The 25707-nt window shown below is 48.0% G+C and carries 22 protein-coding genes and 2 pseudogenes; 7 read left to right on the forward strand and 17 right to left on the reverse strand.

The annotated features are described in order from the left end of the window. Positions 1 to 70 precede the first annotated feature (70 nt). From GZ78_RS19550 to dksA, 12 genes and pseudogenes are all read right to left on the reverse strand, one after another. A complete protein-coding gene (locus GZ78_RS19550; RefSeq protein WP_034839915.1) occupies positions 71 to 868 on the reverse strand; it encodes a hypothetical protein in 798 nt (265 codons plus the stop codon). Positions 869 to 1014: 146 nt separating this feature from the next. Continuing rightward, positions 1015 to 1245: a hypothetical protein gene (locus GZ78_RS19555; RefSeq protein WP_034839918.1), complete on the reverse strand. Its 231-nt coding sequence runs from the start codon at positions 1243 to 1245 to the stop codon at positions 1015 to 1017. Positions 1246 to 1584: 339 nt separating this feature from the next. Then, entirely contained in the window at positions 1585 to 1827 is a 243-nt protein-coding gene (locus GZ78_RS29070; RefSeq protein WP_152558842.1) for a DUF7683 domain-containing protein, read from the reverse strand. A gap of 6 nt (positions 1828 to 1833) precedes the next feature. After that, a pseudogene (locus tag GZ78_RS31045) lies at positions 1834 to 1983 on the reverse strand (colicin E3/pyocin S6 family cytotoxin); the annotation flags it as partial. Positions 1984 to 1995: 12 nt separating this feature from the next. Then, positions 1996 to 2775, reverse strand: a complete 780-nt coding sequence (locus GZ78_RS19565; RefSeq protein WP_034839924.1) for a hypothetical protein — start codon at positions 2773 to 2775, stop codon at positions 1996 to 1998. Between the two features lie 260 nt (positions 2776 to 3035). Next, a complete protein-coding gene (locus GZ78_RS31050) occupies positions 3036 to 3416 on the reverse strand; it encodes an Imm50 family immunity protein (protein WP_034839926.1) in 381 nt (126 codons plus the stop codon). A gap of 6 nt (positions 3417 to 3422) precedes the next feature. Next, a complete protein-coding gene (locus GZ78_RS31130; protein ID WP_081869969.1) occupies positions 3423 to 3662 on the reverse strand; it encodes an HNH/endonuclease VII fold putative polymorphic toxin in 240 nt (79 codons plus the stop codon). A 777-nt stretch (positions 3663 to 4439) separates the two neighbouring features. After that, positions 4440 to 4682, reverse strand: coding sequence for a DUF7683 domain-containing protein (locus tag GZ78_RS29075; protein WP_152558842.1), 243 nt, complete (start codon positions 4680 to 4682; stop codon positions 4440 to 4442). 6 nt (positions 4683 to 4688) lie between these two features. Beyond that, positions 4689 to 4838, reverse strand: a pseudogene (locus GZ78_RS31055) (colicin E3/pyocin S6 family cytotoxin); the annotation flags it as partial. Between the two features lie 12 nt (positions 4839 to 4850). Further along, positions 4851 to 7337: a coiled-coil domain-containing protein gene (locus GZ78_RS30060; RefSeq protein ID WP_034839931.1), complete on the reverse strand. Its 2487-nt coding sequence runs from the start codon at positions 7335 to 7337 to the stop codon at positions 4851 to 4853. 386 nt (positions 7338 to 7723) lie between these two features. After that, positions 7724 to 8638, reverse strand: coding sequence for a tRNA glutamyl-Q(34) synthetase GluQRS (gluQRS, locus tag GZ78_RS19590; RefSeq protein WP_034839933.1), 915 nt, complete (start codon positions 8636 to 8638; stop codon positions 7724 to 7726). 123 nt (positions 8639 to 8761) lie between these two features. Further along, on the reverse strand, positions 8762 to 9205 hold the full coding sequence (gene dksA, locus GZ78_RS19595; protein ID WP_034839935.1) for an RNA polymerase-binding protein DksA: 444 nt from the start codon (positions 9203 to 9205) through the stop codon (positions 8762 to 8764). Between the two features lie 345 nt (positions 9206 to 9550). Between dksA and sfsA the strand changes: the two genes are divergently transcribed. From sfsA to ltrA, 6 genes are all read left to right on the forward strand, one after another. After that, the gene (sfsA, locus tag GZ78_RS19600) at positions 9551 to 10285 is read left to right on the forward strand and encodes a DNA/RNA nuclease SfsA (protein WP_034839938.1); all 735 of its coding nucleotides are present in this window, start codon (positions 9551 to 9553) and stop codon (positions 10283 to 10285) included. A 62-nt stretch (positions 10286 to 10347) separates the two neighbouring features. Then, positions 10348 to 12528 carry a hypothetical protein gene (locus tag GZ78_RS19605; protein WP_034839941.1) on the forward strand — a complete coding sequence of 727 codons (2181 nt, stop codon included), beginning with the start codon at positions 10348 to 10350 and terminating at the stop codon, positions 12526 to 12528. Positions 12529 to 12668: 140 nt separating this feature from the next. Further along, on the forward strand, positions 12669 to 13607 hold the full coding sequence (locus GZ78_RS19610) for a Gfo/Idh/MocA family protein (protein WP_201772765.1): 939 nt from the start codon (positions 12669 to 12671) through the stop codon (positions 13605 to 13607). Then, a complete protein-coding gene (locus GZ78_RS19615) occupies positions 13604 to 14749 on the forward strand; it encodes a DegT/DnrJ/EryC1/StrS family aminotransferase (protein ID WP_236631624.1) in 1146 nt (381 codons plus the stop codon). The genes GZ78_RS19610 and GZ78_RS19615 overlap by 4 nt, the downstream gene beginning before the upstream one ends. A 227-nt stretch (positions 14750 to 14976) precedes the next feature. Then, complete coding sequence (locus GZ78_RS19620; protein WP_081869949.1) at positions 14977 to 16188, forward strand: FAD-dependent oxidoreductase; 1212 nt, start codon at positions 14977 to 14979, stop codon at positions 16186 to 16188. A 550-nt stretch (positions 16189 to 16738) separates the two neighbouring features. Further along, positions 16739 to 18064 (forward strand): group II intron reverse transcriptase/maturase, encoded by a 1326-nt coding sequence (gene ltrA, locus GZ78_RS19625; RefSeq protein ID WP_201772766.1) that lies wholly within the window; start codon positions 16739 to 16741, stop codon positions 18062 to 18064. 218 nt (positions 18065 to 18282) lie between these two features. On the opposite strand, the gene GZ78_RS19630 is transcribed toward ltrA, so the two are convergent. The 5 genes from GZ78_RS19630 to GZ78_RS19650 all read right to left on the reverse strand — a co-directional run bounded on the left by GZ78_RS19630 (position 18283) and on the right by GZ78_RS19650 (position 23505). Next, the gene (locus GZ78_RS19630) at positions 18283 to 19476 is read right to left on the reverse strand and encodes a quaternary amine ABC transporter ATP-binding protein (protein WP_034839951.1); all 1194 of its coding nucleotides are present in this window, start codon (positions 19474 to 19476) and stop codon (positions 18283 to 18285) included. Then, positions 19469 to 20365, reverse strand: coding sequence for an ABC transporter permease (locus tag GZ78_RS19635; RefSeq protein ID WP_034839952.1), 897 nt, complete (start codon positions 20363 to 20365; stop codon positions 19469 to 19471). Before GZ78_RS19635 ends, GZ78_RS19630 begins: the two co-directional genes overlap by 8 nt. Further along, positions 20358 to 21413 carry an ABC transporter substrate-binding protein gene (locus GZ78_RS19640; protein ID WP_051786368.1) on the reverse strand — a complete coding sequence of 352 codons (1056 nt, stop codon included), beginning with the start codon at positions 21411 to 21413 and terminating at the stop codon, positions 20358 to 20360. The genes GZ78_RS19635 and GZ78_RS19640 overlap by 8 nt, the downstream gene beginning before the upstream one ends. 354 nt (positions 21414 to 21767) lie before the next feature. After that, a complete protein-coding gene (locus tag GZ78_RS19645; RefSeq protein WP_034839955.1) occupies positions 21768 to 22775 on the reverse strand; it encodes an ABC transporter substrate-binding protein in 1008 nt (335 codons plus the stop codon). 250 nt (positions 22776 to 23025) lie between these two features. Then, positions 23026 to 23505, reverse strand: coding sequence for a MarR family winged helix-turn-helix transcriptional regulator (locus GZ78_RS19650; RefSeq protein ID WP_034839957.1), 480 nt, complete (start codon positions 23503 to 23505; stop codon positions 23026 to 23028). Positions 23506 to 23699: 194 nt separating this feature from the next. Between GZ78_RS19650 and GZ78_RS19655 the strand changes: the two genes are divergently transcribed. Next, entirely contained in the window at positions 23700 to 25661 is a 1962-nt protein-coding gene (locus GZ78_RS19655; RefSeq protein WP_034839959.1) for a BCCT family transporter, read from the forward strand. Positions 25662 to 25707 lie beyond the last annotated feature (46 nt).

The raw sequence follows: 25707 nt of genomic DNA on the forward strand, positions 1-25707 counted from the left end.
GTTTGATATCGGACTGTCCATGTTAACCAGTGTTGCGATAAACCGCAAAGAGACCGAGTATTACTATCTGTCAAACACTCGGTGGATTGTAGGTAACCCAGTAAACCATATTACCCGGGCAGTCTTGGCCCAGTACGTCATTCATCAATTCATTGGCCTTAAGGTCACCCATTTTTTTGAGCCAGGCGGTGTCATCCAGCTTCTCTTCCAAAAACCAGCTGGGTAAGGCATTGATGCGCTTATCGTAATAAGCGAGAGGAAATTTCAGATCTCTTGGTAACCGGGTGCGTTTGATACTCAATGCTGCATCGCAGCGAACCACCAGACTTTCGGCCACCTGTCTTCTTTTGCGGACATAGTTGCCTGCTTCCCGGCGATACTTGTCTTCGTAGGGGCCCATCAGTTCTTCGTAACGGTTTTCAGTGCAGTGATCGAAGGCCCGGCTGACTTCATCATTCTGATAACCCATGATTTTGCAGGCTTCTTTTACCCGCTCACGAAATTCCCGACTGATTTGCAGATACCAGGGCGCATGGGGACCAAGAATGTCCTGGGCTTCCTGATTGGCAACGAAAAAAAGGTTTTCGTCAGGGGTAAAGCAGAGGGCGGCATCTTGAGAATTTACCGCATCAATCTTGGTCAGATCAGGCTCTTTACCCACTGCAGTTTCACGCTCAAAGCGAGCCTTTTGGCAGAATTCAGAGTCAGTAATATCGACCGCAGCTCCCGGCATGGGAGTGATCTCCTGAGGCGAAACAGCCAGAGTATAAGGAATAAATGCCCATAGCGAAAGAAATGCCCATAGCGAAAGAAAAGCCAATGCAGGGGCAGGCAGTAACTGACGTATAATCTTGTTGATAACGGACATATCCACTCCCTGGAGACATCTTTCTCGACAAAAGTAGAGGTAACTTTATCCTCCGGTTGCTTAATGTATATCACTCTCAAAGAACGATTGGAAATTTCAAAACAGACTTTTTTTGTTGAGTTGTCGATATGGCTTAAGAATAGTCCCTAAATAACTTTCCGGTTATCCTGTTTCGGTTCGTCATCCCAGTCTTTCTCAAAATCAAAGTCGTCAAGGTGAGTTGATGGTGTCAGAGGGGCTGTTTTTGCAGGAGCATGGGTGGCCGATTGTGACATCGGGGGCTTTTGTTTGTTTTCTTCACGTTGTCGTGTTTCTGCTGCGTCTCGTTCCGCTATTTGCTGTTCCAGCTGTTCAACGCGAGCTGTCGCAGCGGCCAATTTCTGCTTTGCCTGTTCGATCTCTGCCAGTGCTGCCCGGGATTCCCGAATCTTTCCTGCACGCCAGTCTGCTCGATAGATACTGGCGACATCGCTATTGAGCAGCTCAATAAACCCCGTTAACTAGACCTCGGTGTTGCCGGTCAGTTGTTCTTAGGTGTGTGTCCTTTATATGTTATTGGCTCACATCCAAAGAAATTTAGTAATTCAATTTCGTCAGGCACTTTTAACATATTGCTTCCATTTACCGCATTGGTATGGTTGTCACAAACCTTGGAGGAGTTGCAAGGCCTGATCCATCTGGCCAGTAAACGGAAAAAGGATTTTTCATTCAAACTATTATTCTGGATCTGCAAAGTTCGAAAGATAATAATTGAATTCGGAAAAATTGAACTCAATACCAAAAAAGCGATTAAAGAATGCAGCCTTTTCCTCATCTTTGATTGGGTAACTATCGCACATCGGATGAAAGGCAGGCTCACCAAATAGTGCTTGAAGTTTGGATAACGGTACTCCTCTTAGATATGTTTCATCAACCAATCTTCTTGTTTTTTTGCTGAAGCACTCCACTCTAAATCCCATAACTATTCAAGGCTCCACGAATCTAGTATTGTCTGCTGGTTTGAGCGGACGACCTGTTTCCGGGTCAAACTCACCGAGAAGTCTCCCGCGCTTGTTATATTTCTCTACTGTTCCATGACGACTGTCCCACTCATAGATATTCCCTTTGTTATCCTCCCAACGAGTTCTTTATGCACCTCCGCCTTGAGCTGCTGTTTTCTTCTCTACGCGAAAGGTATCCGGAAAGGCTTTCAATGACTCTGGAGGACGAATATAACCACTGATACCCTGATATTCATGATCCTCACGTCCACCATAATGTTCCTTCCACTCCTTATGCCGAGCCTCCACACTATCCGGATGCCAACCATCTTTCTTCAGGGCAGGTGACGGCGCTCTAGTCAGCTCAGCCAAAGCCTTAACCCTGGCAACCGGCACCAGCACCGACAGCACCTTCCCAGCTCTCAGTATACGAGCCTGAGTTGTTTCATCCAGTTGTTGCCAGCTAGCACTGACCCGGTTTGCGGTGCTGTCGTCGATAAACTCTACGACGGCATCAATACCACTGTTGATATGGTTTAGTGCATTGAGAACCTGTTCCGTGCCTTCTGGAAAGTGCTGGTAGGAAATTCTGACCAGATTGTTTGTGGTTTGTTCAATGCCCTGGGTTAGTGGGTCTTCGCCCCGGCCCAGAGTTTCCAGGGCAGTGAAGAGAAGGTGGGCGTCAGGTTCTGGTTTATTTGCTGCGAGTGAGGGCACCTCCCAGTCCTCTTCATCCCAGTCATCGTCAATATCAAACTCGTCAAGGTTAGCTGATGGTGTCAGAGGGGCTGTTTTTGCAGGAGCATGGGTGGCCGATTGTGACATCGGGGGCTTTTGTTTGTTTTCTTCACGTTGTCGTGTTTCTGCTGCGTCTCGTTCCGCTATTTGCTGTTCCAGCTGTTCAACGCGAGCTGTCGCAGCGGCCAATTTCTGCTTTGCCTGTTCGATCTCTGCCAGTGCTGCCCGGGATTCCCGAATCTTTCCTGCTCTCCAGTCTGCTCGATAGATACTGGCGACATCGCTATTAAGCAGCTCAATAAACCCCGTTAACCAGACCTCGGTGTTGCCGGTCAGTTGTTCTCAGGTGTGGGTGCCCCTTTATGTTTTTTTGTATTTAGAATAGGGCGCCATAACAACCTCTCTCAACCATCTCTCTACTACAGAGAGTTGCGAATCAAAAGAGCCAATTAGTTTAAATAAGGGGATATATGGTCAAGTCTCAAAAAACTACATATGCAACTCACGTTGCAACTATCCCCTGTAGCGGAAAACTCTATGCGGCCATTGTTTTTTTTCTGAAAGTGGAGGGCTAGTATGTTATCCCTTCTCCATTCTTTCAAAGAAAGGTTTGAAATTTCAATAAGAGTAAGAGTTAATTGGATTTTGTTATATTCTTGCCTCCACTTTTTTGGTGGGCTTGATGGAAGAGTATCGAGGTCAAATCTGATTTTCAGAACTGGGCCATCTTGAGAAAGCTCAATAGAATGAACTCTGACTTTATTGAGCTTAGGTGTGATGTCGTAAATGCTATCTATAAACTCGGGGTTAAGAAGTAGCTGATTCCACATATCCTCTCACTCCTTGTATGGATAATGACTTTTTGTTCCGGGGACTTGACCTGTCCGTGTATTCTCAACAGGTCGCACGTTAAAGTGTGCCCCTTGATCTCCGATACCACCCTGATTAAATACGTGTCCCGCTGAGTGGTCTTGGATAACAACTGTTTTACCATTTGTATTTTTAAAATAATACTCCAGAGTCATAATGATTTTGCCTCCAGCATCTTTAACAACATGACCATTCATATCAGTCATTTCAACCTTTCTTGTTGAAAACGGCCTTTGAGAAACGGGTATTTCTGCATCTCTCTTTGCTTGTCGGAAAGCACCGTTCCTTCCAAAATGCTGGCAGGCTGTAAGCTCTTTAAGCCCCTTAACCCTGGCAACCGGCACCAATACCGACAGCACCTTCCCAGCTCCCAGTATACGAGCCTGAGTTGTTTCGTCCAGTTGTTGCCAGCTAGCACTGACCCGGTTTTCGGTGCTGTCGTCGATAAACTCTACGACGGCATCAATACCACTGTTGATATGGTTTAGTGCATTGAGAACCTGTTCCGTGCCTTCTGGAAAGTGCTGGTAGGAAATTCTGACCAGATTNTTTTGTTTGTTTTCTTCACGTTGTCGTGTTTCTGCTGCGTCTCGTTCCGCTATTTGCTGTTCCAGCTGTTCAACGCGAGCTGTCGCAGCGGCCAATTTCTGCTTTGCCTGTTCGATCTCTGCCAGTGCTGCCCGGGATTCCCGAATCTTTCCTGCACGCCAGTCTGCTCGATAGATACTGGCGACATCGCTATTGAGCAGCTCAATAAACCCCGTTAACTAGACCTCGGTGTTGCCGGTCAGTTGTTCTTAGGTGTGTGTCCTTTATATGTTATTGGCTCACATCCAAAGAAATTTAGTAATTCAATTTCGTCAGGCACTTTTAACATATTGCTTCCATTTACCGCATTGGTATGGTTGTCACAAACCTTGGAGGAGTTGCAAGGCCTGATCCATCTGGCCAGTAAACGGAAAAAGGATTTTTCATTCAAACTATTATTCTGGATCTGCAAAGTTCGAAAGATAATAATTGAATTCGGAAAAATTGAACTCAATACCAAAAAAGCGATTAAAGAATGCAGCCTTTTCCTCATCTTTGATTGGGTAACTATCGCACATCGGATGAAAGGCAGGCTCACCAAATAGTGCTTGAAGTTTGGATAACGGTACTCCTCTTAGATATGTTTCATCAACCAATCTTCTTGTTTTTTTGCTGAAGCACTCCACTCTAAATCCCATAACTATTCAAGGCTCCACGAATCTAGTATTGTCTGCTGGTTTGAGCGGACGACCTGTTTCCGGGTCAAACTCACCGAGAAGTCTCCCGCGCTTGTTATATTTCTCTACTGTTCCATGACGACTGTCCCACTCATAGATATTCCCTTTGTTATCCTCCCAACGAGTTCTTTATGCACCTCCGCCTTGAGCTGCTGTTTTCTTCTCTACGCGAAAGGTATCCGGAAAGGCTTTCAATGACTCTGGAGGACGAATATAACCACTGATACCCTGATATTCATGATCCTCACGTCCACCATAATGTTCCTTCCACTCCTTATGCCGAGCCTCCACACTATCCGGATGCCAACCATCTTTCTTCAGGGCAGGTGACGGCGCTCTAGTCAGCTCAGCCAAAGCCTTAACCCTGGCAACCGGCACCAGCACCGACAGCACCTTCCCAGCTCTCAGTATACGAGCCTGAGTTGTTTCATCCAGTTGTTGCCAGCTAGCACTGACCCGGTTTGCGGTGCTGTCGTCGATAAACTCTACGACGGCATCAATACCACTGTTGATATGGTTTAGTGCATTGAGAACCTGTTCCGTGCCTTCTGGAAAGTGCTGGTAGGAAATTCTGACCAGATTGTCCGTGGTTTGTTCAATGCCCTGGGTCAGTGGGTCTTCGCCCCGGCCCAGAGTTTCCAGGGCAGTGAAGAGAAGGTGAGCGTCAGGTTCAGGCTTATTTGCTGCGAGTGGGTGCACCTCCCAGCCCTCGTCATCCCAGTCATCGTCAATATCAAACTCGTCAAGGTTAGCTGATGGTGTCAGAGGGACTGTTTTTGCAGGAGCATGGATGGACGATTGTGACATCGGGGGCTTTTGTTTGTTTTCTTCTCGTTGTCGTGTTTCTGCTGCGTCTTGTTCCGCTATTTGCTGTTCCAGGTCTTCAAGGTGGGCGTTTGCAGCGGCTACTTTCTGTTTTTGTTCTTCAATTTCTGCCAATACTGACCGGGATTCCCGAATCTTTTCTGCTCTCCAGTCTGCTCGATAGATACTGGCGACATCGCTATTGAGCAGATCAATAAACCCCGTAAACCAGGCCTCTGTGTTGCCGGTCAGTTGTTCTTGTTGATTCAGTTCGTCCAGTCTCTTTTTATAGTGCCCTTCCTTGTCGCGCCTTTCCTGCTTTGCTTGTTTCTCTGCTCTGAGTTCATTTAATTCTGAAAGAAAATAGTTTCTCTGGGCTGTTCGGCTTTCTGCCGCCAGGGACTCTCCGGCCTCGCTGTTAACCAGGGTAAGCAGGTCTTCAAGGGCCGTTATGGGGTTGTCATGAAAACGGCGGAGAATGGCTTCTTTCTGCTGGGTATAGGTTTTGTACAGCCTGTCTAACCGGTTATTGTGTTGTGCCTTCTCGAGCCAATGAACTACTGTGACTCTCAGGTTCAGTCTGCTCTGTTCGGTGAGGCCGGTGCGGGCATCCTGACCGTCAATCAACGACAGATATTGAGAGATCAAAACTTCATCATTGGGGGCTTGTTCAATCCGGGCAGTGAATGTTTGCTGTTGTGTCTTGAAGCGTTCGAAGGCTTGTTGTGACTGATTGTTTTGTGTTTTGACGGTCTGTATCTGGTTGAGTCTCTGAGCAGAATGCTGGACGGCATTCTGGACGGTTTGCTCGCTGGCAAAGTCGGTCAGGTGGCTCTGGAATAGGTTCAGCTTGTTTGATTCCCGAACTTCAGGGTCCGTTATGCTTTCTACCTGGTTCAATTGGTCTAAGAAATCCTGTTGCAGGGAGCCTACCACTTGTTCTTTAAAGCCCGCTACTTCATTAAATTCAGCCGTCAGCAGCTGGTATTCGTCACTGCCTGCATTCCACTCCCACATGTCTCGCCAGGGCGCGCGACGCTTGGCATTTTCGCCCACATAGAGCAGGTCGTACAGGATGACTATATTCTGTCGGGCGGCCTCAAAAGGGACCAGGCAGAGGCGAAACCGGAACATTTGGGGGTTACTGCGAGCTTTGTAAAAACAATTAATGGTGACTGCCAGCGCTTGCCAGGTAGAGCTGATGGTGCTGGCCGCTTTGCCCTGGAAGCGTTGGTAAGCCCAGTTTTGCCTGTCTATTATGTCTTGCGTGGTCATGTCGGCGCTGGCGCCGGGCAGTAGCCAGCTACCAGACGGCAGTGATTCGGGCAGTTCTTGATCATACCGTTCAAAGAGTATTTTTCTATAAACCGTGAGCAGGTCAGCCAGAAAAACCTGTTCATCGTCTTCTAAAGTCTGAAGGCTCTCAGTAGGCTGAAGACTCTCAGTAGGCTGAAGGCTCTCAGTAGGCTGAAGGCTCTCAGTAGGCTGAAGGCTCTGTTTTTCTCGCAGCAGATAATGGTCAGCGGTAGCCAGACCACCTTCTGGCATGTGGAAATAAAGCAACGATGCGATCCAGTGTTTCAGGACGACTGGGATATCCCCAATAGAGGCCAGTAGCTGTTCATACTGTTGTTGAACACCGCTTACGGTTTGTCCAACGGTTCTATCAGATCCTTTAAGCAGATGCCCGGCATGAAACGTCAGTAACTGATCCAGCCAATACAGGGTTTGATAGACATGACCGGTTTCGGCTGTATCGCTCAGGCTGAGGAAAAAACCGGCTCGTTGTTCAAAGGCCTCATGCTTTTCCATTAATCGCCAGTACAGTGGTACTAGTTTGTTAAGCGATGCAACGTCAGTGGATTGGCTGGCAATGAGTTGTTCATAACTCTGGATGGCCAGTTCTATGGCATCATTTTGTTCAAGAACAATAATACGGCTGAGTTCGTTTGCCTAATCAACGTTTTCCTGTTCTGCCAGCCTCAGCATGGATTCCCGGCTGTCGGCTACTGTCAGAGACAGCCAGGGGATTGGGGCAGCGGATAAGACCGGGGCCACGATCCAAAGCAAGAAAAACAGCACACATCGAACTCTGGGCAACATCATCCACTTACAGCTTGGTCAGGAAATGAGTTTTTAAAAGTAGGAGGGGAAACTGAACCTGGCAAGGAGGTTAACCCGCAAAGATTAACAGCAGACTATTTTCTTAGGGAGAGTAATGACACAGAAGGCTGATTTGCGACATTGTCTATTTGCCAGTGCTCAGTCCCCCATTCCAGAATTTCAGCAACACTGCTGCCTTCCAGAGCGGTATCCGGCTTTTGTCCTAAAGCCTGCAAGGCCTTGATTAACTGTTGTTCAGGCTGATCAAGAGGAATTTCGGCAGCATGATTCTGTTTGCTCAGTTTATCGCCATTTTCAAGCGTAATGACGGGAAAATGTGCATAAACAGGTATGGCTGTATCGAGCAATGACAAAAGATAAATCTGCCAGGGCGTTGCATTCAAAAGGTCATAGCCCCTGACGATATGGGTGATGCCCTGGTCAGCATCGTCTGCGCAAACAGCGAGCTGGTAGGCAAACAGACCGTCCTTGCGCTGAATGATAAAGTCACCAAGGTCTGGCAGAGCATAGTGTATAGCGCCCTGGATTAAATCCTGGAATTCGATGATGTCTTGCGAACATTTCACTCTCAAAGAGTGAGGAGTTGTGGTGTTATCAGATTTATTCCGACAGATTCCCGGATACAGGCCCCCGTATCCCTGCAGTTCTCTTCGGGTACAGGTGCATGGATAGACGTAGCCCCGGGTTTGCAAGTCATTGATGATGTGTCGATAAGCGTCGGTACGCTGGCTTTGATAAAGCACCTGACCATCCCAGTGCAAACCATACGCTTCCAGCGACTTCAGAATTTGATCCGCCGCTCCAGGTTGCTCTCTGGGGGGATCAATGTCTTCCATGCGAACCAGCCAGGTTCCATTTTGGGAGCGGGCGTCAAGATAGCTGGCTAAAGCCGCCACTAATGAGCCAAAGTGCAGAAGGCCGGAAGGGGAGGGCGCAAAGCGTCCAGTGTATGCCGGCTTTTCTTTTGCGGTGGGAGTTTCTATGGTCATAAAGCCATAAACAGATGAAAAGGTTATCGTCGATTGTCCGGCGATAACTTTTCATTTATATAAAAACAGCAGAGCCGCGAATAATAATGCGTGGCTCTGGTAAGAAGGCAGCGATGCATGGGATTACTGACCCAGCTGCTTCTCCTTGATTTCAGCCAGAGTTTTGCAATCGATGCAAAGTGTAGCTGTTGGGCGTGCTTCCAGACGACGGACGCCAATTTCAACTCCACAGGAATCGCAGAATCCGTAATCTTCTTCTTCGATACGAGTCAGCGTTTTATCGATCTTTCTGATCAACTTGCGCTCACGGTCTCGGGTGCGCAGTTCCAGACTGAACTCTTCTTCCTGACTGGCACGATCTGCCGGGTCGGGGAAGTTAGCTGCTTCATCCTGCATATGGTTTACGGTACGATCCACTTCTTCCATCAGCTCCTGCTTCCACTGCTTGAGGATGTTGATGAAATGTTCGACCTGCTTTTCATTCATGTACTCTTCGCCTTCTTTCTCCACATACGGAGTGAAAGAACGAAGTAAGTTACCTTGATCGGCTTTTTTCTGTGCTGACATGATTACAGCCTCATCACCTTCTCATTAAATAGCCCGACATACTGCTTACCAGGCTTTCCATCCGAATGCCGGAAATATCCGGCTTCCCTGAAAGCTGAGGTCAACACTACGGGTTGCCAGTATCATCACGTAATCTGGCCCCTATGCCTCTTGCCTTCCTCACAGAAGCGGTGAAACTACCAAAAGCTATGGCAATGCGCCATAAAAAATTGCTTCTGTCGCTGTCGACAAGTGATCACCCACTCCTCACATAGTAATCACAAAATACTGTTCGAGGAAACCGTCAAGTGGCTATCATAGAATGCAATTTTAGAATATCAACGTTTGATTTAATGAAATATTAGTATGAATTTTGAAAAAGATCTTCAGCCAGCCCGCCTGATACGGCGCTATAAAAGGTTTTTGGCTGATGTAGAGCTGGAGGATGGCAGCACCATCACGTTGCACTGCCCCAATACGGGTTCAATGAAAAATTGTCTCTATCCTGGCAAAAAAGTCTGGTTTCTTGATTCTGAAAATCCCAAACGCAAGTATCCCTGCACCTGGGAGTTGGCCGAAATTCCTGTCACCTTTGGGTCAGAGGAAAAAAATACTCTGGCTGGATTGAATACGGGCAGAGCAAACAAGCTGGTAGAAGAAGCATTGGTTCTGAAAAAAATTTCTGAGCTGGCTGAATACGATGAGGTTCGAAGAGAGGTTCCGTACGGCGAAGAAAAAAGCCGAATCGACTTTTTGTTGCAGCAACAAGGTTTACCAGATTGTTATGTTGAAGTGAAAAGTGTCACACTGGCTATAGGTGATGGGTTGGGACTATTCCCGGATTCTGTGACCACAAGAGGGACCAAACACCTCAGGGAGCTCATCGCTATGGTTGAATCAGGGCACAGAGCCGTATTACTTTTTTGTGTTCAACACACAGGTATTGAGCGTGTAGCTCCGGCTCATGAGATTGATCCAAAATACGGTCAGGCGATAAAAGAAGCTGCCATGGCAGGGGTTGAAATACTGGCGTTGGGCGCTGAAATCTCGACAGATGAAATAACATTGACCCGGACGTTGCCCGTTCTTGATATCGATTGACTCAGCGGATGAGTCAGTCATCAATCATAAAAAAACAGTGGAGATAGCGCTCAGGACAACCCATGAAACCTGATGAACTGCTGGGTAAGGATACCTGGTCAGCGTTGCAGACAGGAGCTGAGCTGTCTGGAGTGTCTGATAGACAATTCAAAACACGCAAATCCGGCTGGTTGATCTGGCTGCTGAGAATTGTCAGTCCGGTAAACTGGTTTGGTTCAGGTGTTGGCCGAAAAAATGTGGTCAAACTGATTCATCTTCGGGTGGTTGAACAGTGTAAGGATGAACGTCTGGCCTCCCTGAGAATGGCAGCTGCTGGCATGGTGCGTATCAAATCTGTTGCTTTGGGGGGAGAACTGGTCACTGCACCCTTCAGGACACTGGACCAAAAGTGTGTCTCTCGATTTTTTGATTTGAATAATACTCCCGCTGCATTGATCCAGAAAATTCCTGACCGAACTACTCGTAATCGGCTTAGAGGACTCTATTTTTCTGAGCTTCTGGCCAGTGATATGGAAAAGCTGAGTCAGATTACAAAAGTAGCAAGCTCTGATCCGGAAACAAAAATTCGAAAGCCGCTGAGAAAGCTTTTTGGAGACTCACTCTACCGGGCTATAGAGAACCTTGCAGTGGAGCCTCAATTGAGTCAGTGCGAGGCCAGAATCAGAAGCTCGCGAGCTTTTCCCATTAATGCCCACCAAGCGGTTCAGCAAAGTCTGGATCAGTTATTGATTCGATCGCATCTGGCCAGGCATGGAAAAGTGTCTGTCGAAGAACTGAACTTTTCTTTCCAGCATTTTCTCGAAACACTCAAACGTTTTCCTTCTGTTCGCACGGGTCTTGCCCGTGAATTTTTGGAAAAAACAAATAATGGCATCGCATTTATGGCATTGGTGACAGCCTTCAGAGCGTCGGGTGTTCAGCCCAGGCTCCCGGAGCTTCCACAAACTGCAAGAATGCGGCAATTATCCAAAGACAGTTACCGGGCGGAACTGGAAGCCCCGGAACAATCGCCGGGCTTACAGAATCTGGGGAACAAGTGTTACTACAACTCTATGATTAAACTGCTTTCTCATCAGTTTTCCATGGCCGACCTGGAAGTAATGGATAGCAGAGTCCGCCCTGTTGCAATAGAAGAAAAGGGCGACAGTGCCGGTGTGTTGAGGCAGAGACAGGAGCTTTATACTTCCCTGATCACGCTGCTGCGATCGATCAAATTATGTCGAGCGGGTTTTGTTCCGGATCATGAAGTGAATGAGATCAATCGGTTATTTATCCAGCAGCTGAGCCGGTGTCAGCAGGATCGACTGATCAGCCCCCTGTTCTCCGGGGCTACCCAGGAAGATGCCCACGAGTTTACTCAGGTTGTTAATAAGATTCTCAACCCTATGACCAACCCCAGGCTGTCCTATAGCAGCCAGGTCCGAAAAGTGCTGACACTGAATGATAAACGCTATGAAGGGGTGGTTGGCAAAAATCGGGACAATGTCATCTTTGCTGAAGTGCAGGAGGGGGGGAATACTCATTTCAGGGATTGCTTGAAGCTGCAGCCAGAAGAACGCAATTATTTCTGGGAGCCCGGTGATGAAAAAGATGTCGGACTGAAAAAAGAAAATATTCTGGCTTACCAGAAGCAGCATGCTCGGACGATGATAGAAAAGCTGGAGACTTTCAAAGTTGAAGTGAACAGAGGGTACGACCCAGACTTTGCAGCAGAGGTTCAGGCAATGGTGTTCAATGCTGAGACCGGTTATTTTGAGCGCAGTCAGAAACTGGACGAGAACGGTCTCCCCAAAAAAGTGATTCTTCCTCCCTGGGTTAAAACAACCTTTGAACCCGTGTATGAGGCATCCGGACGATCTCTGGAAACCGTGATGATGATGCCCAAGATTTTCAAACATGGTGCCGGAGGCAGCAGAAAGCTGGCTGATGAAGGAAAAGCCTTTTTCGAGAGTTGTCTGGAAGGAGTGGACGTTCCTTTTTCTACTAAAAAAAATCGCACCCAGACCATGAATATGGATGTGGTGGGTATCAGTTGTCATCAGGGAGGCTGGTACGGCGGTCATTATGTTTACATTGAGAAGACGTCCCGGGGGTGGCTGCTGCACAATGATTCTCAAGTCCGGACAATAGGCAATGACGAGGCATTGAAACACTTTCTGGGTAACCGTTTTACGCCTTATGTTTATCACCTCAAAAGAAAAGCGCGAACAACTCCTACGCAATTAAACTCGCTGAGACGCTAAAACGCCCCATTGTTTTTTCTTTCTGCATGACGGTTCGGATAGTGTTTGAAATAAGGTCTATCTTATAAGCCGGAACGAATTCGAATTGCTGAGCGTCAGCATTCAGATAAGGCGCGTATTAAAACCTTATGGAACCTTCAATGCTCAGAACCGCAGTAGTCGGAACGGGATATCTGGGGAAATTTCACGCCCATAAATACGCCATGCTACCGGAGTGCCAACTGGTAGGGGTATCTGATATTAATGAAGACAGCGGTCGTGTTGTTGCCCGTGAGTGTGACACACAATTTTTTGCTGACTATCAACAGCTTGTCGGTAAGGTTGATGCAGTGAGTATTGCCGTTCCTACGATTCTTCATCATCAGGTGTCCAGAGATTTTCTTAAAGCGGGTGTGCATGTGCTGGTTGAAAAGCCTATGACATCCAATCTGGATGAAGCCCATGAACTGGTCCAGATAGCCAGAGCCCGGGAGCTGGTTCTGCAAGTAGGGTGCCTTGAGCGTTTTAACGAAGCCCTTACCGGTGTGGGCCCGTTGTTGAATGAACCTCGCTTTATAGAGTCTCACCGTTTGGCAGGGTTCAAGCCACGCTCTATGGATATCAATGTGGTTATGGACCTTATGATTCATGACCTGGACATCATTCTGAGTCTGGTGAACAAACCACTGGTGGATGTGGTGGCCAACGGGACAGCCGTACTTTCTGATTCAGTGGATATTGCTCAGGCCAGACTGACGTTTAGCGGAGGCTGTGTGGCGAACATTACCGCTAGCCGAATCAGCCAGAAATCCAAGCGCAAGATGCATATCTTTCAGGAGAAATCATGCATCTGTATCGACTTTCAGTCTCTGAATATGTCGCACTTTTACAAGGGCGCAGGAGAGATGTTCCCGGGCATTCCCAATATTGAATGTGATGAGCTGAGCTATAAAGACAGTGATTCACTGCGCAGGGAAATAGAAGATTTTCTTCATTGTGTTCGTCATTCAAGAGTGCCCAGAGTCAGCGGCGAGGACGGGCACCGTGCGCTGGAGTTAGCCACCCGGATTTCCAGCATCATTGAAGGAGAGGTTCAGTGAGTTCGGAGCCAATGATCCCAATGGTAGATACTCTGGCCTGGCACGGGCTTATTCAGAAAGAACTCAAACAGGCTGCTACTCGTGTCTTGGATTCCGGGCGCTATTTGATGGGAGAGGAAGTCGCTGCTTTTGAGCGGGAAGTTGGTGAATTCCTTCAGGCAAGCAAAGCCGTCAGTTGTGCTAATGGTACTGATGCCCTGATCCTTGCCTTGTCAGCGGCTGGACTGGGTCCGGGCGATGAAGTGATTACAACACCTTTCACCTTTTTTGCCACGGCAGAAGCCATTGTCCGGGTAGGCGCTACCCCTGTATTTGTGGATATAGAGCCGGAGACGTTTAATGTCAATCCGGTGCTGATTCAGGAAGCTATTAGTGAAAGAACTCGAGCGGTTCTGGTCGTTCATCTGTTTGGTTTACCCGCTCGTATTCAGGAAATACAGCTGCTCTGCGAAGAACGTTCTTTATTGTTGATAGAAGATTGTGCTCAGTCTTTTGGTGCATCTGTGAACGATAAAATGACAGGAACAGTAGGAGATTTAGGTTGTTTCAGTTTTTTTCCCAGTAAAAATCTGGGGGGATTTGGTGACGGAGGTTTGGTCACAGCAAAAACAGAGTCTATGGCTGAGCAGCTGAGGGTGCTGAGAAATCACGGCAGTAGAATTCAATATCAGCATGAATGTGTCGGGTATAACAGCCGGTTGGATGAAATGCAGGCAGCGTTGCTGAGGGTTAAGCTAAAACACATTTCACGCTATAACGAAGAACGTAAAAAGGTAGCGGAATATTATCGATCCTGTTTGCAGGGTATGGATATTTTGTTGCCCGCAGGGCAGGAGCATGTCTATCACCAGTTTACTTTGTTGACCGATCAAAGGGATCAACTCAAAGAATGTCTGAGCCGTGAGGGTATTTCTTCAGCGATTTATTACCCTATGCCATTGCATTTACAGCCGGTATTTAAAGGTCTGCCAATGAGACAAGACCTTTTTGTGGCTGAGCAGGTGGCTCAGCACTGTCTGTCCTTGCCTATTTTTCCGGGCATGCAATCATCCCAGGTGAGTCGTGTGGCAGAGACGGTGTCTGGTTTCTTTTCCCAGGAGAAAGAAGATTCTACTTATTGGTTAGCCGGTGCCATATCCTGAGCACCAGGCGCCAACACACAATAGCCTGGCTATTACTCGTCATTCCGTCTTGGTCTCATGTCCAGCTTGCCATGCTCATTACGGTAGTTAGAAAATGCGATGGGTATTATTTGCACCTCCCTGTAAAGTAGTCGATCAGTATCAGCCTACAACACAGGCGACCTGCTGAATTGACGGGCTGATCATGAGGTCTATGCTCATTGCTCTTCCAACCGAGAGGCCACTTCATGAAGCACTGGCACTGTATGGTATTGGCAATGACCCTTTTTTCTTCTCAGGCGAGTCATTCAGCCTCGTTTTACGAGCAGCTACAGGCTGTTGAGCTGGGTGATACTCATTTTGATGCTCAAGGACATGTCACAACGACAGGTGATATTGATCGTAAGGTCGCCTGTCTGCGTCCTATGAGGAAAGGTTTGCCTAACATCAGTGCTGAGAGTGTGGGTGAGCAGGTAAGAGTCCATCTTTATGGGCATGGAGGCAGTGGCTGGACACTGCTTTGGGGCAGTGTAAACAAGGCCGTTGCATTGTTTGAGGAAAAAGCCAAAGAGCATAAATTCAATGAGCTTGTGCCCATTACTATTATTGGCGCCGGCTGTATGGGGAAGGCGGTGGCCTTATCGCTCTATCATACAGGCTTTCAGAACATTCGCATTATTGCCGAGCAAGACGACAGCATTGCCTCTTTGAATTCGACAGGCTATCTGGCCATGGTGTCATTGGCCACAGAAAATGAGTCGGAGAAAAAGCAGGCCGAGAAACTGGCCATCGATACATTGAAGGGGTATCAGATGGTTGAAAAAGGGACTCACCCCATTATTAATGAAGGTGTTCATCTTATTGATGTATACAGTGGCCTGGGTAAAGAAGGGGAAGAGGGCCCGCTGGAAACCTATACCGGTATTGAACCCTATGCTGAGGCGGGTCTATTGCCCAAGCCTGAGAACGGGGTGGTAAAGTTTTCGACTGGTGTGAGTTACCCGATGCGAAAATATCAGACTTATTTTATGGATACCAAGGTTTTGATGAAGGCTTTTGATCGAGAGCTCAAAGCCAGGAATATACCGGTTATCCATGAAACAGTCGGGAGTCTGGAGGACATTAAAACCTATGTCGTTTTTAACTGCTCAGGACTTGGAGCAGCGAAGCTGAATCATGACGAAAAGGTCTACCCGAACCTGGGCTTGTTGCTGGAGCTCGCTCATCAACCTCTGAAAAAGCTCGACTACATTATTTATACCCGCTACCAACCGCCGGGTGCTCCCAAGCGAGTCAGTCCTGTGGATAAAGCCGACATCTATTTTATGCCCAGAAGTGGTGGATTACTGGGAGCCACTTTTGTCGATCATAACGATGGGACGGATAACGCGTTGAATGAAGCGTTATTCACAAGAATTCTTAGAGAAAATAAGCAATTCTTTGGTTACCCGCTGAACTGACTTTCGGTAGTGAATCAGAAGTGTGCATTAAGTCTCTCCCGATTTTGTAAGGAAAGAAGAAAAGATGGCAGGTACCTTGAGTGTACCTGCCTATATACGTGTGCCGAGCATGTCACACAGCTTGGGGGTGAAAGTCCCCTGTCCAGCCAGATGAGGGCGAAGGACTAGCGAAGCACAAGGTTTGTATCGTGAGGTGCAGGCTGAAGGCAGTGTGGAGCAAAACCGCGAGCCGACGAACAGAAATCAGATATGAGGCTGTCTGCGTGAGGACGAGTCAGCGTATGATGACGAAGTCCATACTCATCCGGACACTCAGGCAGTAGATCTGGCGGTTGTGCGGCGAAGGCGGTGTGACTTACCTCGGGAGGTCTGTGTGGTGTCTGATATTTCGGACTGAAGCTATCGTAAGGTGGCCTGATCGCCATACAGAAGTCAGCAGACGGCATAGTAGCTGGCGAATGTCAGTGAAGGCCTGAACAGTACAGAGTGGTGAATAGTTTCTGTTATTCGATACACCGGACGCAGACAAATCCAGCAAACACTGGAACTCATGCCAAGTGGTCACGGCGGAACCGGAGGCTGCGACGTTATGAGGGCTGAGGTTGTGTCGGCATCACAGGATTACGAAAGCCCGGCAAGCGATACAGGCTTGATGGCACGTATCGCCCACCCCAATAATCTGAAGAAAGCCTTTCAGCGAGTAAAACGCAACAAAGGAGCAGCAGGCATTGACCGCATGACAGTGGAAGACCTGTTCACGTATTTACAAGGGCATGGTCGTCAACTGAGGCAGTGTTTGAGCAGAGGGTTGTGGAAACCCACTCCAGTAAGAAGAGTTCTGATTCCCAAGCCGGACGGAGGAGAGCGAAAGTTGGGTATACCAACAGCTCTTGATCGAATGGTGCAGCAGGCAATACAACAAGTATTGCAGGCAGAGTGGGAGCCAAGGTTCTCGGCTTACAGCTACGGATTTAGGCCCTATAGGTCTGCACATCAGGCTATCAGTCAGGCTCAGTTGTATATGAAGGATGGTTACAACTGGGTGGTGGATATTGATTTGTCGAAGTTTTTCGACCGGGTCAACCATGATCGACTGATGGCAAAGTTGGCAGAGCATATAGAGGACAAGGATGTATTGCGTTTGATTCGTCGATTCCTGAAGTCCGGAGTGATGGAAAACGGGCTGGTAAAACCGCAAGCGGAGGGTGTGCCACAGGGAGGTCCCCTGTCTCCTGTACTTTCAAACATAGTATTGGACGAACTTGACAGAACGCTCGAAAATCGAGGTCTGCGATTTGTTCGGTACGCTGACGACTGTCGTGTTTTTGTTAAAAGTAAGAAGGCAGGGGAAAGGGTGATGGCCAGTCTGGTCAAGCTGATCGAGGGTAAAATGAAACTGAAGGTCAATCATACAAAGAGTGCGGTTGATCGTGCATGGAAGCGCCCCTTTCTGGGGTACACTTTTACCCGAGACGGCAGGAAAACCCTTGCGACAAAGAGTGGCAAGCGCTTCAAGGATAAAATCAGACAGCTAACCCGAAAGGGAGGTCGATCCCTTGAGCAGAGATTGGAAGGACTCAACAGGTACTTGCAGGGATGGAAGAACTACTTCCGAGAAGTAGAAACCCGCACAGAGTTTGAACACTTTGACTGTTGGATAAGAAGGCGGTTGCGAAGTCTGCTCTGGTATCAATGGAAAAGAAGCCCAAAGCGGTACAAGGAGCTGCGAAAGCAGGGAATCAGTGACAAACTGACAAGGCAAACGGTAGCTTCAGGAAAAGGACATTGGCGAGTGAGCCGGAGTCCTGCGTTACACATGGCGCTACCCAATAGTTGGTTTGATAAGTTAGGTTTAATCAGATTGTTGGCCGCTTAACTGGCCGAAACGCCCAGTACGGACCCGTATGCTGGGTGTTGTGGGAGGAGCGTAGCCGTGAGGCTACGCCCTATCCCGATCCATCGCCTTTCAATATGCTACGTTGTTGCCAGCGTTCGCTCACCCTGATCACCTACTACTTGTAGGCTCACAGGGCTTCGTTCACTTGTCGCCTAGTAGCATCTTGAAATCCAATGGGTATAGATGTTTTATGCGACTTATGCCGCCTGTCTTGATGTTTCTCCCAGCACTTCTATCAGATTGGAACGTGACAGTTCTCCCTGAAGTTCACCCTCAGCATCAACAACTGGAAGTGGGTAATCTGTTTCCAGTGTATCGGGAATAACACTTTCCAGAATGGCATCGGGAGAAACGGCGTCCAGCTCTTCCATCATGTCTTCCCCAAGTGTATCGCTGGCGTTGGTCTGAGCAGCTTCTTCCAGGGTGTCCTGAAGAACAACACCCTGATAGCCTTCATCGGTGACGTAATAACCGTATCTTTCCGGCAGCTTTTTCATCTGTTCCAGTGCGCCGCCAATGGTGCTGGCACTGATCCGGCAGACGGGTGGCTGCATAACGGTTTCCACTGTCAGCGCCCTTGCCCGGTTTACATCTTTAACGAAGGCTTCGACATATTCTGTCGCGGGGTTGAGCAGAATTTCTTCTGGCTTACCCAACTGGACCAGTTCTCCGTCTTTAAGAATGGCAATGCGATCGCCAAGGCGGAGCGCCTCATCGAGGTCGTGGGTGATAAAGACAATGGTTTTCTTGAGCTTTTCCTGCAGTTCAATGAGTTGGTCCTGCATTTCGCTGCGGATCAGTGGGTCCAATGCAGAAAAAGCTTCATCCATGAGCAGGATTTCGGCATCTGTACACAAGGCTCTGGCTAAGCCTACTCGTTGTTGTTGCCCGCCGGACAGTTGTGAAGGAAACTGTTGTTCGTAACCTTTCAGGCCCACTGTTTCCAACCACTGTCTGGCTTTTTGAAGACGCTCGTCTTTTTTAATGCCCTGTACTTTCAGGCCGTAGCTGACATTGTCGAGTACGGTGCGATGCGGAAGTAGGCCAAAACGCTGGAACACCATAGACATCTTGTGACGTCTGAATTGTTCAAGCTCTTTTTTACTCAGCTTCATCACATCCACACCGTCGACAATAATTTCACCTTCAGTAGGGTCAATCAGTCGGTTGAAGTGTCGAATCAGGGTGGATTTTCCCGAGCCTGACAAACCCATAATGACGAAGATCTCTCCCCGGTCAATGGTCAGGTTAATGTCTTTCAAACCCAGGCTATGGTTAGCCTGGTTCATCAGCTCGTCTTTGCTCTGTCCTGCCTTGACCAGCTCTACGGCTTTTTCGGGCGACTTGCCAAAGATTTTATAGAGATTGCGTACCGAGATTAGCTCAGACATGGGAACCCTCACGATATTGTTGGCTTCGTTTTGCCCAGGCTTGGGACACTCGGTCAAACATGATGGCAAGGGCGACAATGGCCAGACCATTCAAGAGGCCAAGAGTAAAGTATTGGTTCGTTATGGATTTGAGAACAGGTTGCCCCAGTCCTTTAACACCGATCATGGATGCGATGACAACCATGGCCAGAGCCATCATGATGGTCTGGTTAATGCCTGCCATGATATTGGGCATGGCCAGTGGCAGCTGAACACCTACCAGGCGTTGCATAGGGCTGGCACCGAAAGCCGTGGAAGCTTCCAGTACTTCCTTATCCACCAGTCGTATACCCAGGTTGGTAAGGCGAATCACTGGGGGAATAGCATAGATAATGACGGCGATGAGGCCTGGAATCTTGCCAATACCCAGCAACATGACCACGGGGATCAGATAGACAAAGGCTGGCATGGTTTGCATGACATCAAGTATGGGTGTGAAAACTTTCTGAACCTTGTCAGAACGAGCCATTAATATACCGATGGGAATGCCAAGCATAATGGCAAGAACGGTACAAACAGTAATCATGCTGAGTGTTCGCATGGTGTCTTCCCACATGCCAAAATAACCAATGGCAAGCAGTGAGAGGGCTATGGCGCCAGAGAGTTTCCAGGAACGACTGGCAGCATAAGCCAGACCTGTAATCGAAATAAGTACCAGCCACCAGGGCGAATTCAGCAGTAACTGCTCAAACCCGGAAAGGAAACTCAACAGAGGATCAAAAAAAGCCTCTATTGAGTCGCCATAAGCGCGTGAAAATTCCCGGTAGGCACTGTCCAGTGTTTTTCTGATCGAAATAAGGTCGCTGCGATCCATTTCTGGAAACTCAGTCAACCAGGATTTTTCAGCCATAGTTTTTTTTCCTTAGAGGCGTGATAAAGAGGCGTGATAAAGAGAGGCGTGACAAAGCTTTTTTAATTTTTGTAGCGGCGGCTTCTGAAACCCAGGTCTGCCAGATCTGTGGATAGTTCTTCAGGAAGTGTTCCATCGCCATCTCTCCGTCTGCCTGGTTGTCTTCCATCCAGGCCAGCAGTTTGTTCATATCTGCATTGGAGAGTGATCTTTGTTGTATGTATTGATATGCCTCAGGGGCTTTACTGGCAAAAGACTCGGTAGTCACAGAATGTACTGGCAGGGGTGGGTACATAGTGACTTTGGGGTTTTCACAGTCAACCTGAGTCGTACAGTTTTTGTATTCGTTGTTATCAACGCCACTGCCGAAGTCGACCTTCACCATGTCATACTTTCCAAGAGCCGGTGTTGGCGACCAGTAGTAACCAAACCAGGGCTCTTTGCGATCATAAGCTCTGGCCAGTGAAGCAGAAAGTGCAGCACCGGAGCCTGGGTCAATCATTTCAAACCCTTTCTCTTCCAGCTTCATTGCCCGGAACAGGTTGCTTACCGTGATCTCGCAGGTCCAGCCTGCAGGGCAGCCATAAAAGCCTGCGACATCGGGCTCTTCTGGGTGCTTGAACAAAGAGGCATTTTTGATGATTCCCTGAATGGTCGCGAGAGAAGGATCTTTGTCGACCATATATTGAGGAACCCAGAAACCTTCTTCGCCACCGTCCGACAGAGAGGTGCCGGCAATTCGCAGACGTTTTTCTTCTACACCTTTATCCAGTGCGTCTCTGATGAAGATAGTCCAGAGTTCTGGCGCAATATCCGGCTCACCTTTCTCGATCATAGAGGTGCTGGTGGGCATGGAGTCTCCAGGGACGAGTTCTGCATCACAGCCATAGCCCTGGTTAAGGATGAACTGATCAACATGAGCCAACAGAGTGGCTGAGTCCCAGTTCATATCGGCAATGGAAAGTTTGCCGCAGGTGTTGGCAAGAACAGCAGTACTCGAAACTGAAAGAAGAAGAGTGGCCCCCAGAGTCCGGATGGCTTTATGCATTATGGTGATACCTGGATGAATAGAAATATGAAATCGTAATCTTTGCTGATGGAGACGATGAGGTGCTTTTTCGGGGTCAAATAGGTGCATCTTGAGCACTTGCCTACAGCTTATAACATCGTTCGGCGCAAATAGGTTACAGACCTGATTCCAATAGTTCAAACCAGTCGGTTTCCAGGCAGGGAATTGGTTTCCCATGGTTGTTACGCAGGGTGTGCTGGTAACAACCATGGGCAACCTTAACGGTACCAACAAGTGTTATACCTCATACCGTTCGCACTGAGCCTGTCGAAGTGCATCATCAGTATCCTTCGATAAGCTCAGGATGAACGGAGGCAGTAACGCTGTCCCTCATTAGAGGCGAGTCAGGGCTTTTTTAACTTTCTGGGCAACAGGCTCTGAAACCCAGGACTGCCAGATTTGTGGGTAATTTTTCAGAAAGTGTTCCATTGCGATTTCGCCATCGGCCTGATTGTCTTCCATCCAGGCCAGCAACTTATTCATGTCGGCATTTGTGAAGGCACGCTGGCCAATATATTGGAACGCTTCAGGAGATTGATTGGCAAAAGACTCAGTCGTGACAGATTGAACTGCTGAGGGTGGGTACATGGTGACTTTCGGCGATTCGCATTCACTCTGGCTGGTGCAGCTCATATACTCATTTTTATCAACACCGCTGCCAAAGTCGACTTTGACCATTTCGTATTTGCCAAGAATAGCGGTGGGAGCCCAGTAATATCCAAACCATGCTTCCTTTCGTTCGTAAGCTTTGGCCAATGAACCTGACAAACCAGCACCTGAACCGGGATCGATTAGCTCAAAGCCTTTTTCTTCGAGGTTGAGTGCGCGGAACAGATTGCTGGCAGTAATCTGGCAGTTCCAGCCCGCCGGGCAACCATAAAAGGCACTCAAATCAGAGTTTTCCGGATGTTTGAATAATGTTGATTTTTTGATGATGCCATCAATGGTCGACAGGGAAGGGTCTTTGTCCACAAGGTATTTGGGTACCCAAAAGCCTTCCTCTCCGCCGTCAGACAAAGAGACGCCGGCCAGACGCAGTCGTTTTTCTGATACCCCCTTTTCCAGAACTTCCTTGACACCATTACTCCATAACTCAGGAGCAATATCAGGTTCACCTTTTTCAACCATGGAAGTGCTGGTGGGCATAGTGTCGCCCGGTACCAGCTCAGCATCACAGCCAAAACCATGGGTGAGAATGAACTGGTCAACGTGAGCCATCAGAGAAGCCGAGCTCCAGTTCATGTCGGCGATGGAAACGTCTCCACAGGAAGAGGCAGAGACTGTTGTACTGGATAACGAAAGAAGGAGGGCTGCACCCAGAGATTTGACGGCTTTTTGCATAAATTGCACCTGTAATTCTTATTTTTAGAGCTTTCATCACGAGGTGTGATGAAGCATCTTTATGTGCATAGGGCTATTTTGAGGAATAGATCTATGCGTTCAAGGCTGTGCAAGTTGTTCTGCCGTAGTTAACCCCACTTTCTGGTCACTCGATTGAAAACGACACATTTCGCCTATAACAAAATTTTCATTATAAAAATTAGGCATATAGATTACAGCTCTAATGATAAGAGTTCAAACTAACTGGCTTTCAAGAAGACAGTGTCCCTACATCCAGAACAGGGGCTGCATCAATACGTTCGGCATCCATCATAGTGGCTACCCGTTGCAGGGCGGAGAGTAGCTGTGTCTTTTCCCAGTCTTCCAATGACTCAAAGCGCTCAATGAATTTCTCATGGAGCAGGGGGGGCGTTGTTTTCAGAACGCTGCGTCCTTCTGTGGTCAATCGGGCGTTAACAATGCGTTTATCTATAGTGCTTCTGACTCTTTCAATGTATTGGCGATCTTCCAGGCGGTTAAGAATGGTTGTAACGGTAGCCTGACTCAAAGATACATCCTGTGAAATTCTTTTAACGGTCACATCGCCCAGGGTTTCTATAGCTCTCAGCACTATAACCTGTGGGATGGTCAGCCCACAGACTTTGATCATCCGTTTTGAATGAAGGTCTGTAGCTCGGATGATTTGTCGTAGAGAAACAAGAACATCGTTCCAGTAACAGGATTCGGACATATCGCTCCCTTGGGGTAGTCAGATGTTTGATGCGTTTATTTGCCATAAATGAATGAGAAAAACAAACATGGTTTGACCACTAAACATTAGACATATAATATTTTTTGTTCAAACCGTCTGAAAGTGTCTATTTTTGATATAGCCATCTCCTTCTGTCCAATGTTGTATCCTGACCTCGGGAGCCTCCCATCTTTATGTCTGATCCCTCAGAATCCAGTCACAGTCTTAATTTACCTGTCTTTATAGGCTCGGCCAGTATCATTTTGCTGGTGGTGGCCTGTACTGCCCTTTTTCCTGAACAGGCAGAGCGTTATTCTGTAGCCTTACAAAGCGGCATAATGACCAATGCCAGTTGGTTTTATGTGGCTTCTGTCGGCGTTATTCTTATTGGTGTTGTGGTCGTCGGCTTATCTCGTTATGGCGATATCAAGCTGGGCCCTGACCATTCCGAGCCGGACTTCAGTTTTGGTTCCTGGTTTGCCATGTTGTTTTCCGCAGGCATGGGCATAGGTCTTATGTTCTTTGGTGTGGCGGAACCGGTTATGCATTTTCTCTCACCGCCCGTGGGAGAGCCTGCATCCATTGAGTCAGCTCGTGAAGCCATGAGAATCACCTTCTTTCACTGGGGTTTCCATGCTTGGGCTATTTACGCCATTGTCGCTCTGATTCTGGCCTTCTTCGGCTATCGCCATAACCTGCCCCTCACCTTGAGGTCTGCACTTTATCCGGTGGTCGGTGATCGTATCCACGGCGTGATTGGCCATGTTATTGATATCTTTGCCATTCTGGGAACAACATTTGGTGTGGCAACAGCGCTGGGTTACGGTGTACTTCAGGTCAACTCGGGCTTAAATTATCTGTTTGATATTGATGTAAGCACCCATGTTCAGGTTGTCCTGATAGTGGTGATAACCGCTCTGGCCACATTGTCAGTCGCTTCAGGGCTTGATAAAGGTATTCGTCGTTTATCGGAGATCAATCTGCTGTTGGCGTTGTTGCTGATGGCCATGGTGATTATTCTTGGGCCAACCATTTTACTGCTTCAGTTACTGGTGCAGAATATTGGTGGCTATCTTTCTGATATAGTCGACAAAACGTTCAACCTATACGCCTATGAACCCACCGACTGGTTAGGCGGCTGGACGCTATTCTACTGGGCCTGGTGGCTGTCCTGGTCTCCTTTTGTGGGCATGTTTATTGCCCGTATTTCAAGGGGCAGAACCATTCGTGAGTTTATCTGTGGAGTACTGTTTGTGCCTGCAGGTCTGACCTTTATCTGGATGACGGTATTTGGCAACACGTCTATCGACCTGATTATGAATCATGGGGCGACTGATCTGGCTGATATTGTTCAGGAAGATGTCTCACTGGCGCTCTTCAAATTTCTGGAATATTTCCCGGCGACCAACTTCTTGTCCGGAATAGCCATTATCATGGTGGTCGTGTTTTTCGTGACGTCTTCTGATTCCAGCGCCATGGTGATCGATATGCTGGCGTCCAGAGGGGAGGGAAAAACACCCGTCTGGCAGCGAATATTCTGGTCTGTCCTGATTGGTTTGGTAGCTCTGGTACTGATGCTTGCCGGAGGGCTGAAAGCACTACAAACCGCAACGATTGCTACGGCTTTGCCTTTTGCTATTGTGTTGTTGATATCTGGCTATGGACTGTTAAAAGCGCTGGCTATAGATGCAGCGAAAAGAGAAAGTCTTTCTCAGACAACGCTGGCACCCAGTGGAGGGCATGCCTCAATTCCCTGGCAGGATCGGCTGCAGAATATTACTCACTTTCCAGAACGCAAAAGTGTTCGGGTGTTCATGAGGGGGGTTGTGTTACCGGCACTGAAATCCTTGTCTCGAGAGTTGGAAGAACAAGGTGTGGATACTGAAGTAGCCTTTGACAAGACCAGGTTTGTTGCTTCCCTGAAGGCTTTTCATGGTGAAGAACAGGATTTTGTCTATAAAGTCATTCCACGATCCTACTCTCAACCCAGTTTTGTCATTGATGACGAAGAAGACAGTAAGTACTACCGGGCTGAAGTCTTTTTAAGAGAAGGTGGTCAGGATTACGACATCATGGGCTGGTCTAAAGATCAGGTGATCGGAGATATCATTGATCAGTATGAGAAACATATGCACTTCCTGCATATGGTTCGTTGATTAAAAACGGCGCCCTGATGGACTTTAAATGGGGGCGCACTTTCCT

This window comes from Endozoicomonas numazuensis (assembly GCF_000722635.1).
In the GTDB taxonomy this organism is placed as follows: domain Bacteria; phylum Pseudomonadota; class Gammaproteobacteria; order Pseudomonadales; family Endozoicomonadaceae; genus Endozoicomonas_A; species Endozoicomonas_A numazuensis.